Below are 12,186 nucleotides of genomic sequence, written 5' to 3' on the forward strand. Positions count from 1 at the left end.
GGAAGCGCGGCAACGTCAACTGCTCGGCGAACAGGCACAAAAGTGTGTGATAGTTTACCAGATTTTACGCAGGCTGTGGGGGACGGTGAGACGATTTCATGGGGAATTGTGTGTCAGGAGATCATTTCCCCTGCAATTACGGAACAAAAGGCATAAAAAAACCCGGTGAAACACCGGGTTTTTGACGCTGATTTTCGTGCCGAAGCACTGTGCTGCAATAGCAGCAGAAAATTAACGCTTGGAGAACTGAGGACGACGACGTGCTTTACGCAGACCGACTTTCTTACGTTCAACCTGACGAGCATCACGAGTAACGAAGCCAGCTTTACGCAGTTCGCCACGAAGATTTTCGTCATATTCCATCAGTGCACGGGTAATACCGTGACGGATAGCACCAGCTTGACCGGAGATACCACCACCTTTAACGGTGATGTACAGGTCGAATTTCTCAACCATGTCGACCAGTTCCAGTGGTTGACGAACTACCATGCGGGCAGTTTCACGACCAAAGTACTGTTCCAGGCTACGCTGGTTAATTACGATGTTACCACTACCCGGTTTGATGAAAACACGAGCGGCGGAGCTTTTGCGGCGACCAGTGCCGTAGTATTGATTTTCAGCCATTGCCTATAATCCCGAATTAAATGTCAAGAACTTGCGGTTGTTGCGCCGCATGAGTGTGCTCGTTACCCGCGTAAACTTTCATTTTACGGTACATTGCACGACCCAACGGGCCCTTTGGCAACATGCCTTTAACCGCGAGCTCGATCACGCGTTCAGGACGGCGAGCGATCATCTCTTCAAAGGTCGCTTGCTTGATACCACCGATGTGGCCGGTGTGATGGTAATAAATCTTGTCGTTACGCTTGTTGCCAGTAACAGCAACTTTTTCTGCGTTCAGAACGATGATGTAATCACCAGTATCAACGTGCGGAGTGTATTCCGCTTTATGTTTGCCACGCAGACGGCGAGCCAGTTCAGTGGCCAGGCGACCTAAGGTCTTGCCGGTAGCGTCAACTACGAACCAGTCACGTTGTACGGTTTCCGGTTTAGCTGTAAAAGTTTTCATTAAAAGCTTACCCAATTAAAGTTACACGTTGGCGAACACCCGAACGCTTACTTGTTTATAAAATAAGTATTTGAGGTTCACACGACCATCGTCCAGCAAACCTACCCCTTCGAATAGCCAATGCTGGCACTTATAAAGTTTCGGGAAAAAAACTTTGTAGTAACGTGGGGTCGCAAGATTATAGAGAAGTCTCCCGCAAAGATCGAACCCTTTTTCGACAAAAAGGAAGATTTCCCTCAACGTCTCCAGAGGGTTCGCCATGCAGGCTTTACTGCGCCTTTTTATACCACAGGCTGAACAAATAATAATCAATTAAAATCACGGCAGATGCGGCCGCCTGAGGTATTCCTCACTCTGCATCTCCTGCAGACGCGAGAGGCAACGCTGATATTCGAATTTCAGCCGTTCCCCCTGATAAATCTCAAACATCGGCACCGCTGCGGAAATCACCAGTTTTACATGGCGCTCATAGAATTCATCGACCAGCGCCAGAAAACGCCGCGCAGCGTTCTCACTGTCTGCGCCCATCACCGGCACATTATGCAGCAGTACACTGTGATAGATTTTCGACAGCGCAATATAATCGAGCTGGCTGCGCGCCTCTTCACATAAGGTATGAAATTCCACCGCCAGCACGCCGTCAACGGCAGCAATGGCCTGCAGCGGACGATGATTCACTTCAAGTACGGGTCTTTCGCCTGCCTCCGCGCCACTGTGATTGCCGGTCAGTTTGCCTAGCATGGAATGCATCGCGTCACTCGTATCAGGGCCAACAGGCGATAACCACAAATTGGCTTGTGTCAGCGTACGCAGACGGTAATCAATGCCGGCATCCACATTCAGCACATCGCAATATTCTTTAATCAGATCAATGGCCGGCAGGAACCGCGCGCGTTGCAGACCGTTGCGGTACAGCAAATCAGGCGGAATGTTCGACGTCGCAATCAGGGTGATACCGCGGGCAAACAGCGCCTGCAGCAACGTCGCCAGCAACATCGCATCGGTAATATCCGAAACAAAAAACTCGTCGAAACAGAGTACGTCCGTTTCCGCTTTGAAGCGGTCAGCAATCACTTCCAGCGGATCTTCCTGCCCCTGAAGCTCCGTCAGTTCTTCATGGACACGCAACATAAAGCGGTGAAAATGCAGGCGAAGCTTACGTTCACCGGGCAGGCTGTGGAAAAACAAATCCATCAGCCAGGTTTTACCGCGCCCCACGCCGCCCCACATATACAGTCCCTGTACTGGTCGCGAAGGGGTTTTCGGCGGAGATTTTGCAAACAAACGGCCCAGCAACCCTCCACGACCGGTGGTCTGAGGCATTGTTGCGGGCTGCGCGGAAAGTGCCTGATAAATCACATCAAGCTTTGCGACAGCCTGTTTCTGAACAGCATCCGCCTGGAATTCACCGGCATCCACAGCGTTCTGATAAAGGAAAAGGGGTGATTGAGATTGCATCTTTGTTAACGTCCCTGAGAAAAAATTTTTATGTTTTTCACGTCGTTTAGCCGCTTTTTTGCCGTGGGTTCGCCGCTTTTCCCGGCTGTCTGTGTATGAAAAAACCAACAGATAGCAGTGATTTTCCCCGCAGGATTCCACTCTGGCAAGGTTAACGGTTATAGTGGAGCTATTGCATGACAAATGCGTGTAACAATTACGTTAAAACCATTGTGTAAAGAAGTTAAGTCATAAAAGTTACGTGAAAAAGCCCTGCGGGACAACGAAGTCAAAATAGGAGTCATTATGACCTGGGAGTATGCACTCATTGGATTAGTGGTCGGTATCGCGATTGGTGCGGTAGCGATGCGCTTTGGTAATCGTAAATTACGTGATCAACAAGTCATGAAAAACGAACTGGAGAAAAGCAAAGCCGAACTCGACGAATACCGTCAGGAACTGGTGGGCCATTTTGCCCGCAGCGCAGAGTTGCTGGATAACATGGCGACTGATTACCGTCAGCTGTATCAGCACATGGCTAAAAGCTCCAACAATTTGCTGCCCGATATGCCCGAGCAAGATAATCCGTTCAACTACCGCCTGACCGGCTCCGAGGCCGATAACGATCAGGTACCGGTGCAAATGCCACGCGATTATTCTGATGGCGCGTCCGGTCTGCTGCGTGGTGAGCGTCCGGTTCGTAAATAACAGACGCCCCTGACCTGCATAACAATCGTTATGCAGGCGTATTTACGGCATATGTCCCGTGCATGTGCCGTTCTCCAGACCCTTCCCGTGCTGTGAATCACCGTTCTATTGTCCATAACTGACGTCCATTACAGAAAGCGAGAGAGTTATCGTGATGAAGAAAAAGTCATTTTTGCTCAGTGTGTTAGCTGTTAGCCTTGGATTAACTTTCGCTTCTGCGCCTATGGCGAATGCCGCTTTACCTACGGAAGTTCAGGGACAACCTTTGCCAAGTCTGGCACCTATGCTGGAAAAAGTATTGCCCGCAGTCGTGGGCGTTCAGGTTTCAGGTACCCAGCCACCCAGTGCGGATGTCCCACCGGAATACAAATTCTTCTTCGGTCAGCAGGACCCGGAACCCAATCAGGGGCCACAGCCTTTTGAAGGGCTGGGTTCAGGCGTTATTATTGATGCCGCCAAAGGCTATGTGCTCACCAACAACCACGTGGTGAATAATGCGGATAAAATCAACGTTCAGCTCAACGATGGCCGTGAATATAAAGCCAGGCTCATCGGCAAAGACGATCAGTCTGATATTGCGGTGATCCAGCTGATTGATGCTAAAAATTTGACACAAATTACGATGGCGGATTCCGACAACCTGCGTGTCGGTGATTTTGCCGTCGCCGTTGGCAATCCGTTTGGGCTTGGCCAGACGGTGACATCCGGCATTGTTTCTGCGCTTGGTCGCAGCGGCCTGAATCTTGAGGGGCTGGAAAACTTTATTCAGACCGATGCGTCGATTAACCGCGGTAACTCCGGGGGCGCATTGCTCGATCTGAAAGGTGAACTGATTGGTATTAACACCGCCATCATTTCCTCTCAGGGTGGCAGCGTCGGTATCGGTTTTGCTATCCCGGCGAACATGGCGAAGAACCTCAGCCATCAGTTGATTGAGTTCGGTGAAGTGAAACGCGGCCTGCTGGGGATCCGCGGCAGTGAAATGACGCCGGAACTGGCGCAGGCATTCAAACTTGACAGCCAGCGCGGCGCTTTCGTCAATGAAGTATTGCCGGATTCTGCAGCGGCGAAAGCCGGTATTAAACCGGGCGACGTACTGATTACCCTGCAGGGGAAAACGCTGAGCAGCTTTGCTGAGTTACGCGCGAAAGTGGGCACCGCAGGTCCGGGCGTCACCATGCAGATTGGTTTGCTGCGCGATGGTAAACCGATGACTGTGAACGTCACGCTGGATAAAAGCCCGGCCGTGGAAGTCAGCATTGAGAAACTCAATCCTGCCTTGCAGGGTGTGACGCTCAGCGATCCGGCGGATAAAAACGCCAAAGGCGTGCATGTCGATGACGTGAAAAAAGGGACGCCCGCTGACCAAATCGGTCTGGAAAAAGACGATGTGATTATCGGTGTAAACCGCGAACCGCTCGAAAATCTGGCCGCTTTCCGCAAAATACTGGAAAGCAAACCTGACCTGATCGCGCTGAGCATCTTGCGTAAAGGGCAAAATATCTACTTATTCATGCCGTAAAGCGTTGAAAATCGGACGCAGGTGCTGCTGCGTCCGATTAACTCATGCTATTCTTCCCTCACTTTTTATCTCGCATCCCATATACCCATGTTTGTTAAGCTATTGAGATCCGCTGTTATCGGCCTGATTGTTGCTGGCATTTTGCTGGCGGCGGTACCTATGTTGCGTAAAAACATCACAGAACCGCTGTTTGACCGAAACTTCACCCAAAACAGCGAAGAACCGGTCAGCTATAACTCAGGCGTCCGCCACGCTGCTCCGGCAGTGGTGAACGTTTATAACCGCAACATGGGTAACAGTTCACAGAACGAACTGGCCATCCGCACACTGGGTTCCGGTGTGATCATGAACGACAATGGTTATATCCTCACCAACAAGCACGTAATCAATAATGCCGATCAGATCATCGTCGCATTGCAGGATGGCCGCGTATTTGAAGCCTTGCTGGTCGGCTCTGACAGCCTGACTGACCTGGCCGTGCTGAAAATCAACGCCGGAAATCTGCCGGTGATCCCGATTAATCCACATCGCGCCCCGCATGTCGGTGATGTCGTGATGGCAATTGGTAACCCGTATAACCTCGGTCAGACAGTCACGCAGGGTATTATCAGCGCCACTGGTCGCATTGGCCTCAGCCCGTCAGGCCGCCAGAACTTTCTGCAAACCGATGCATCGATTAACCAGGGTAACTCCGGCGGTGCACTGGTGAATTCGCTGGGTGAGCTGATGGGGATTAATACACTGTCCTTTGACCAAAGTAATGACGGCGCCACACCGGAAGGTATCGGCTTTGCCATCCCGACCGCACTGGCGACAAAAGTCATGGGCAAGCTGATTCGCGATGGCCGGGTTATTCGCGGGTATATCGGAATCAGCGGGCGCGAGGTTTCCCCTCTGCACGGGCCGAATAGCGGACTGGATCATATTCAGGGGATTGTGGTGAATGAAGTCACACCCAATGGCCCGGCGGCTAATGCAGGCATGCAGGTCAGAGACGTGATCGTTAACGTCAACAACAAACCGGCTGTTTCCGCTATCGAGACAATGGATCAGGTCGCAGAGGTTCGTCCGGGTACGGTCATTCCGGTGGAGATTATGCGTGACGGTCAGAAGCTGACCTTGCAGGTGACCGTGCAGGAATATCCTGATCACTGACGATCGCTGAAGACAGCAACGAAAAAGCCGGAAAGGTTTCCCCTTCCGGCTTTTTTATTGCATCAGAAATCGTTTTATTGCATCAAGAGCTACGAATCATTCGCCGTTGAAGCGCTCAATTTTCGCACCCAGCTGACGCAATTTATCTTCGATACGCTCATAGCCACGATCGATGTGATAAATACGGTCAACCACGGTCACCCCCTCGGCAATACAACCCGCCAGAACCAGACTTGCAGAAGCACGTAAATCGGTCGCCATCACCTGAGCGCCAGACAGTTTTTCAACGCCATGACAAATCAGGGTGCTGCCTTCGATTTCAGCATGTGCGCCCATACGGATCAGTTCAGGAATGTGCATGAAACGGTTTTCGAAGATGGTTTCGGTGATCACACCGGTACCCTCTGCCACCAGATTCAGCAAGCTGAACTGCGCCTGCATGTCAGTCGGGAAGCCCGGATGCGGTGCGGTGCGGAAGGTGACGGCTTTAGCCCGTTTGCCATGCATGTCGAGACTGATCCAGTCTTCGCCCACTTCGATATCGGCACCGGCTTCACGCAGTTTTGCCAGTACAGCATCCAGCGTATCAGGACGGGCTTCGCGACAGGTAATCTTGCCACCGGAAATCGCGGCCGCCACCAGGAAGGTGCCGGTTTCGATACGATCGGGGACCACACGGTAAACACCGCCACCCAGACGTGCAACGCCTTCGATGGTGATTTTATCAGTACCCGCACCGGTAATTTTCGCACCCAGCGTATTCAGGAAATTCGCGGTATCGACGATTTCCGGCTCACGCGCGGCGTTTTCAATAATGGTGGTGCCTTCAGCCAATGTCGCTGCGCTCATGATGGTAACGGTCGCACCCACGCTGACTTTATCCATCACGATGTGCGCACCTTTCAGGCGGCCATCGACAGAGGCTTTCACATAACCTTCTTCCAGCACAATGGTCGCGCCCAGCTGTTCCAGACCGGTAATATGCAGGTCAACAGGACGTGCGCCGATAGCACAGCCGCCCGGCAGGGAGACTTCACCGCGACCAAAACGCGCCACCAGCGGGCCAAGAGCCCAGATAGAAGCGCGCATGGTTTTCACCAGGTCATACGGCGCACAAAACTCATTCACCGCACTGGCGTCAACGAAAACAGAACCGTTGCGTTCTATTTTGGTGCCCAGCTGGCTCAGCAGTTTGATGGTGGTATCGATATCTTTCAGATGAGGAACGTTCTGGAGTTCAACAGGTTCTTCAGCAAGCAGTGCGGCAAACAAAATAGGAAGTGCTGCATTTTTTGCACCAGAGATAGTGACTTCACCGCTCAGGCGAGTCCCACCCTGTACACGAAATTTATCCATTATGACTGCTCTCTATTCATTAAAACGACAGGTCAAATACGAGGAAGCTGCCGGAACTCCGGCAGTCTTATAAACCGCTCAGTTTACGGTCACGCGCCCATTCTTCAGGGGTATAAGCCTTAATAGACAGTGCGTGAATTCGATTGTCGGCGATGTATTCCATCAGCGGTGCGTAAACGGTCTGCTGTTTTTTCACGCGGCTCATGCCATCAAACATCGCACCAACGACAATGGCCTGAAAATGACTGCCATCGCCAGTAATGTGGGCTTCGTCCAGTGCCAATGCGTTCATCAGCACGTCTTTAATTTCACTCGTTTCCATAGGGATCTATTCTTCTGAAGAATCATAACAGCCCGATATCTTATAGGGATCGGCGCAATTCTTAAACCACGAAAAAGCCCCTGACGAAGAGTTTCGCACAGGGGCTTTACGGACATTCAGTCAATTATTCACATCCCGCAGCCTAACTCACGGGAACTGCTCATATATTTATTCAACAGAGCAGCCCGTAGTGTCCGACGGAATAATGTCCTGAAGGTTATACAAGGTAATCAGTGTTCTCAGCCTGTCGGTGATGCCCGCAATCGTCAGCGTAATCCCCTGCTGACGGGCTTCCTCGCGTAAATGCACCAGGAAAGCCAGACCGGAAGAATCCACACGCTCCAGCCCGGAAACATCCAGACAGGTCACGCCGGACATCAGCTTTCTGCGCATATCCCAGAATGCCACCAGCGTTTCGCGATCTAACTCACCGTGCAACATCAGTCGCGGCGGCTGCGATTCCCAGCGCAGGGCTTCACTCATTGTTGTTTATCCAGCGTGATCGGCTGAGCAGCGGCTTGTTTCAGACGCGCTGTCAGACCCTCGATACCTTTCTGGCGCAAGATATCTGCCCACTCGTTCTGTTTGGTCGAAATCATGCTGACGCCTTCGGCGATCATGTCATACGCCTGCCATTCGCCTGTGCGGCTGTTTTTACGCCACTGGAAATCCAGACGAACCGGAGGACGACCATTCGGATCAGTAATGGTGACACGGATAGCAATGATATCTTTATCCGCGTAGGACTGCTCTGGTTGCACCGTGTAGCTCTGGCCGTTGTACATCGCCAGCGCCTGACCGTAAGCCTGTTGCAGGTATTCAGAGAACGCCGCGAAATAAGCCTCGCGCTGTGCAGGTGTCGCCTGTTGATAATAGCGGCCTAATACCAGCGCGCCGGCGTATTTGACCTGCACATACGGCAGCAATTCTTCACGAACGATCTGGCGCAGATAGTTAGGATCCTGCTTGATTTTCGGCTGTTCGGTTTTGAGGCGGGTGAAGGTTTTGTTCGCTGCTTCATTCATCACGCTGTAAGGATTGGTCTTGTCCACAGCAGCATTCGCCAGCGGAGCCATAACCACCAACAGTGCAGCGATCACTAAACGTTTAAACATACTTATTTCCTCTTTTATGGAGAATCCGTAATGGCAAATTCTTAATGGGCAGCCGGCTGTGGCGCCGTATTAGCGTCAGGTGCAGGTGCAGCATTCCCTTCAGGCGCAGCAGGAGCCGCCGTTGCGTCAGGGTCAGCCTTGCCGTCGCCACTCTTATAAAGGAACTGGCCAATCAGGTCTTCGAGAACCATCGCTGATTTAGTGTCCTGAATAACGCCACCGTTTTTAAGGATAGTCGTTCCCATTTCAGGGTCTTCAAAACCAATATTCAACGCCAGGAATTGTTCGCCCAGCAAACCAGACGTGCGGATCGCCAGCGTACTGGTGCTCGGGATCTGGTTGTATTTCTGGTCGATATCCATTTCGACACGTGGGGAATAGTTTTTATCAAGCGTTATGCTGCTGACGCGGCCGATAACCACGCCACCGACTTTGACCGGCGAACCGCTTTTCAGGCCGCCTATATTGTCGAAGTCCGCAGAAATACGGTAAGTCGGGTCGGAGCCGATGGAACGGATGTCGGCCACTTTAAGACACAGGAAGATCACCGCAATCAATGCGATGATTAAAAACGCGCCTACCCAGATTTCACTCTTTTTCGTTTGCATGGTTTAATTTCCAAACATCAGTGCTGTCAGCACAAAATCCAATCCCAGCACCGCCAGTGACGAATGCACCACAGTACGTGTCGTTGCCCGGCTAATCCCTTCGGACGTCGGTATCGCATCATAGCCATTGAACAACGCAATCCAGGTCACAGTGATAGCGAAAACAAGGCTTTTAATCAGGCAGTTAAGTAAATCAGTCCGCCAGTCTACCGCGGTTTGCATCGCTGACCAGAAGAAACCGCTGTCGATGCCTTTCCAGTCCACACCCACCAGCGAACCTCCCCAAACCCCCACGGCAACGAAAATCGCCGTCAACAAAGGCATGGAAATCAGACCGGCCCAGAAACGCGGTGCAACAACGCGGCGCAGCGGATCGATAGCCATCATCTCCAGGCTGGAAATTTGCTCAGTGGCTTTCATCAACCCCAGTTCGGCGGTCAGCGCGGAACCCGCTCGGCCGGCGAACAGCAGAGCAGTCACCACCGGTCCAAGTTCGCGCAGTAAAGAGAGCGCCACCATCATGCCGAGGCTGGCCTCAGCGCTGTAGGTGGTTAAAATCAGATATCCCTGCAAACCAAGCACCATGCCGATAAACAAGCCGGAAACGAGGATAATCAGCAGGGAAAGTACACCAACGCTGTAAAGCTGCTTGATCAACAGCGGCCACTGCTTGGCAAATTGCGGCTTACCGACCAATGCCCGAAAGAGCATCAGACCGGCGCGGCCAAAAGACGCACAGGTGTTTATCCCGCGGCGCCCGACTGAGGCTAACGCCTTAATTAACATGAATAGGGAACTCCATCATCCGAGCAGCTCGGTTTTGTAATCACCGGCAGGGAAACGGAAAGGCACCGGTCCATCGGCAATACCGTCAAGGAACTGACGAACACGCGGATCAGGATTATTTTGCAGCTCCTCAGGTGTGCCTTCGGCAATCACATGCTGCGCGGCCACAATATAAGCGTAATCAGCAATACTTAGCACTTCAGGAACGTCATGAGAAACCACGATGCACGTCACACCCAGCGCATGGTTCAGTTCATCAATGAGTTTAACCAGGACGCCCATGGTGATCGGATCCTGTCCCACAAAAGGCTCATCGAACATGATCAGTTCAGGGTCGAGGGCAATCGCACGAGCCAGTGCGACACGTCTTGCCATACCGCCAGACAATTCAGCAGGCATCAGGTCACCGGCACCGCGTAACCCGACCGCTTCCAGTTTCATGGTCACCGTACTGCGCAGTAATTCTTCCGGTAATTTGCTGTGTTCACGCAGCGGGAACGCCACATTTTCGAACACAGTCAGGTCAGTAAACAATGCACCGGACTGAAACAACATACTCATTTTCTTGCGCGATTCGTACAATTTGCGACGGGACAACGTCGGAATGTTATCGCCGTCGAACCAGATTTCGCCGCTGTCGGGCGCAAGTTGTCCGCCAATCAGACGCAGCAAGGTGGTTTTACCGATCCCCGAAGGCCCCATGATTGCAGTGACTTTGCCACGCGGCACGGTCATATTTATCTCTTCGAAAATGGGACGATCGCCGCGCACAAAACTCATGCCTTTGATCTCAACCAGATTCGATTCGCTTTGACTCATTCAGTTTTTCCCTTCGGAATGCTTTCGCTAAGAATACGTCTGACACGCACAAGGTATCGTATAACTTTGGTATTTTTACAAAAACTTACCCCGGTTTCGTTACCAAAGTTGCCATCGATTTACTTTTCTGCCACAGACGGTCAAAATCAACGAATTACCATTTTAAAATAAAAGCCTTCATCGTCTAACATACAGGAACCCGCAGGCGTCATTTTCAGACAAAATGTCGCCTTAGCTCATGTTGACGAAGGAATCGCCTGCCCGCCAGGGCAACGAACCTCGCATTATACCCAATAAAGGATGTTTCATGCTTCTCGCTATCGTACTGATGATTGTCGGCTTGTTACTGTTAGTTTACGCCGCTGATCGTCTGGTGTACGGAGCCGCAGTGCTGGCACGCTCGATGGGCATCTCCCCGCTGGTGATTGGTATGACTGTCGTCGGCGTCGGAATATCCCTTCCTGAACTGGTGGTTTCCACCACCGCCGCCATCAACGATCAGATGGATTTGGCCGTCGGAAACGCAATTGGTTCGAATATCATTAATATTCTTCTGATTTTGGGCGGTGCTGCCCTGATTCATCCACTTTCCGTTCGTTCTGATATATTACGCCGCGAGCTCCCATTATTGTTACTGGTCACCGCACTGTGTGGTTTTCTGTTAAGCGACGGCGAACTCAGCCGGTTTGATGGCATTTTGCTACTGGCCAGCGCAGGCGTGTTCGTGATGCTGATGATAAAAATCGCCCGCGCCGCCGAAAAAGAGGGGCTGGATACGCTGACCTACGAGCAAATGTCCGAACTTCCGCAAGACAGTAGCAATACGGTCGCATTTTTGTGGCTGGCACTGGGCTTTATCATCATGCCGCTGGCGTCGGGCATGATCGTTGATAACAGCACTGTCATCGCGCGTTATCTGGGTGTCAGTGAACTGGTGATTGGCCTGACGGTGATTGCTATCGGTACCAGTCTGCCAGAACTGGCGACCTTTATCGCCGGCGCTATCAAAGGCGAAGATGACATCGCGCTGGGTAATATTATCGGCGCAAACATTTTTAATACCTGCCTGGTGCTGGGATTACCCGCGCTGGTAGCACCAGGTTCGTTCAACCCAGACGCGTTTCATCGCGATTATTGGGTCATGCTGGCGGTCAGCGTGGTGCTTTCCGGACTATGCCTGATGCGTAAACACCGTATCGGACATTTAGCCGGTGCATTACTGCTGTGTGGATTTATCGCTTATATGGCCGTGCTGTTTCTATTACCGGACAGCATTGCCTTCTGAACTC

The 12,186-nt window shown here is 51.8% G+C and carries 14 protein-coding genes; 4 read left to right on the forward strand and 10 right to left on the reverse strand.

What is annotated here, in order from left to right; translation table 11 throughout:
• Positions 1-231: 231 nt before the first annotated feature.
• From rpsI to zapE, 3 genes are all read right to left on the reverse strand, one after another.
• On the reverse strand, positions 232-624 hold the full coding sequence (rpsI, locus tag DXU84_RS14495; RefSeq protein ID WP_013577238.1) for a 30S ribosomal protein S9: 393 nt from the start codon (positions 622-624) through the stop codon (positions 232-234).
• A 16-nt stretch (positions 625-640) separates the two neighbouring features.
• Complete coding sequence (rplM, locus tag DXU84_RS14500; RefSeq protein ID WP_013577239.1) at positions 641-1,069, reverse strand: 50S ribosomal protein L13; 429 nt, start codon at positions 1,067-1,069, stop codon at positions 641-643.
• 318 nt (positions 1,070-1,387) lie between these two features.
• Positions 1,388-2,527: a cell division protein ZapE gene (zapE, locus tag DXU84_RS14510; protein ID WP_112151046.1), complete on the reverse strand. Its 1,140-nt coding sequence runs from the start codon at positions 2,525-2,527 to the stop codon at positions 1,388-1,390.
• Positions 2,528-2,812: 285 nt separating this feature from the next.
• Here zapE and zapG point away from each other — a divergent pair, with 285 nt between their 5' ends.
• The 3 genes from zapG (at position 2,813) to degS (ending at position 5,891) form a co-directional block, all read left to right on the forward strand.
• On the forward strand, positions 2,813-3,214 hold the full coding sequence (gene zapG, locus DXU84_RS14515; RefSeq protein ID WP_013577242.1) for a Z-ring associated protein ZapG: 402 nt from the start codon (positions 2,813-2,815) through the stop codon (positions 3,212-3,214).
• Between the two features lie 154 nt (positions 3,215-3,368).
• Positions 3,369-4,736: a serine endoprotease DegQ gene (gene degQ / locus DXU84_RS14520; RefSeq protein WP_013577243.1), complete on the forward strand. Its 1,368-nt coding sequence runs from the start codon at positions 3,369-3,371 to the stop codon at positions 4,734-4,736.
• 87 nt (positions 4,737-4,823) lie between these two features.
• On the forward strand, positions 4,824-5,891 hold the full coding sequence (gene degS / locus DXU84_RS14525; RefSeq protein ID WP_037035040.1) for an outer membrane-stress sensor serine endopeptidase DegS: 1,068 nt from the start codon (positions 4,824-4,826) through the stop codon (positions 5,889-5,891).
• Positions 5,892-5,987: 96 nt separating this feature from the next.
• On the opposite strand, the gene murA is transcribed toward degS, so the two are convergent.
• From murA to mlaF, 7 genes are all read right to left on the reverse strand, one after another.
• Positions 5,988-7,247, reverse strand: a complete 1,260-nt coding sequence (gene murA / locus DXU84_RS14530; protein ID WP_013577245.1) for a UDP-N-acetylglucosamine 1-carboxyvinyltransferase — start codon at positions 7,245-7,247, stop codon at positions 5,988-5,990.
• A 67-nt stretch (positions 7,248-7,314) separates the two neighbouring features.
• Positions 7,315-7,569: a BolA family iron metabolism protein IbaG gene (gene ibaG, locus DXU84_RS14535; protein ID WP_013577246.1), complete on the reverse strand. Its 255-nt coding sequence runs from the start codon at positions 7,567-7,569 to the stop codon at positions 7,315-7,317.
• 168 nt (positions 7,570-7,737) lie between these two features.
• Positions 7,738-8,052, reverse strand: a complete 315-nt coding sequence (mlaB, locus tag DXU84_RS14540) for a lipid asymmetry maintenance protein MlaB (RefSeq protein WP_013577247.1) — start codon at positions 8,050-8,052, stop codon at positions 7,738-7,740.
• A complete protein-coding gene (gene mlaC, locus DXU84_RS14545; protein ID WP_037035038.1) occupies positions 8,049-8,684 on the reverse strand; it encodes a phospholipid-binding protein MlaC in 636 nt (211 codons plus the stop codon). The genes mlaB and mlaC overlap by 4 nt, the downstream gene beginning before the upstream one ends.
• Positions 8,685-8,725: 41 nt before the next feature.
• On the reverse strand, positions 8,726-9,292 hold the full coding sequence (mlaD, locus tag DXU84_RS14550) for an outer membrane lipid asymmetry maintenance protein MlaD (protein WP_013577249.1): 567 nt from the start codon (positions 9,290-9,292) through the stop codon (positions 8,726-8,728).
• 3 nt (positions 9,293-9,295) lie between these two features.
• Positions 9,296-10,078 (reverse strand): lipid asymmetry maintenance ABC transporter permease subunit MlaE, encoded by a 783-nt coding sequence (gene mlaE, locus DXU84_RS14555; RefSeq protein WP_013577250.1) that lies wholly within the window; start codon positions 10,076-10,078, stop codon positions 9,296-9,298.
• A gap of 15 nt (positions 10,079-10,093) precedes the next feature.
• Complete coding sequence (mlaF, locus tag DXU84_RS14560; protein ID WP_013577251.1) at positions 10,094-10,897, reverse strand: phospholipid ABC transporter ATP-binding protein MlaF; 804 nt, start codon at positions 10,895-10,897, stop codon at positions 10,094-10,096.
• 307 nt (positions 10,898-11,204) lie between these two features.
• Here mlaF and DXU84_RS14565 point away from each other — a divergent pair, with 307 nt between their 5' ends.
• On the forward strand, positions 11,205-12,182 hold the full coding sequence (locus DXU84_RS14565; RefSeq protein WP_121019667.1) for a calcium/sodium antiporter: 978 nt from the start codon (positions 11,205-11,207) through the stop codon (positions 12,180-12,182).
• The last annotated feature ends 4 nt before the right edge of the window (positions 12,183-12,186 follow it).

This window comes from Rahnella sp. RcJ3, from assembly GCF_009498575.1.
GTDB classification, from domain to species: domain Bacteria; phylum Pseudomonadota; class Gammaproteobacteria; order Enterobacterales; family Enterobacteriaceae; genus Rahnella; species Rahnella aceris.

Bases quoted from the DNA above. Each gene is read 5' to 3' on its own strand.
- rpsI (WP_013577238.1), bottom strand. From the start codon at position 624: ATGGCTGAAAATCAATACTACGGCACTGGTCGCCGCAAAAGCTCCGCC.
- rplM (WP_013577239.1), bottom strand. From the start codon at position 1,069: ATGAAAACTTTTACAGCTAAACCGGAAACCGTACAACGTGACTGGTTC.
- zapE (WP_112151046.1), bottom strand. From the start codon at position 2,527: ATGCAATCTCAATCACCCCTTTTCCTTTATCAGAACGCTGTGGATGCC.
- zapG (WP_013577242.1), top strand. From the start codon at position 2,813: ATGACCTGGGAGTATGCACTCATTGGATTAGTGGTCGGTATCGCGATT.
- degQ (WP_013577243.1), top strand. From the start codon at position 3,369: ATGAAGAAAAAGTCATTTTTGCTCAGTGTGTTAGCTGTTAGCCTTGGA.
- degS (WP_037035040.1), top strand. From the start codon at position 4,824: ATGTTTGTTAAGCTATTGAGATCCGCTGTTATCGGCCTGATTGTTGCT.
- murA (WP_013577245.1), bottom strand. From the start codon at position 7,247: ATGGATAAATTTCGTGTACAGGGTGGGACTCGCCTGAGCGGTGAAGTC.
- ibaG (WP_013577246.1), bottom strand. From the start codon at position 7,569: ATGGAAACGAGTGAAATTAAAGACGTGCTGATGAACGCATTGGCACTG.
- mlaB (WP_013577247.1), bottom strand. From the start codon at position 8,052: ATGAGTGAAGCCCTGCGCTGGGAATCGCAGCCGCCGCGACTGATGTTG.
- mlaC (WP_037035038.1), bottom strand. From the start codon at position 8,684: ATGTTTAAACGTTTAGTGATCGCTGCACTGTTGGTGGTTATGGCTCCG.
- mlaD (WP_013577249.1), bottom strand. From the start codon at position 9,292: ATGCAAACGAAAAAGAGTGAAATCTGGGTAGGCGCGTTTTTAATCATC.
- mlaE (WP_013577250.1), bottom strand. From the start codon at position 10,078: ATGTTAATTAAGGCGTTAGCCTCAGTCGGGCGCCGCGGGATAAACACC.
- mlaF (WP_013577251.1), bottom strand. From the start codon at position 10,897: ATGAGTCAAAGCGAATCGAATCTGGTTGAGATCAAAGGCATGAGTTTT.
- DXU84_RS14565 (WP_121019667.1), top strand. From the start codon at position 11,205: ATGCTTCTCGCTATCGTACTGATGATTGTCGGCTTGTTACTGTTAGTT.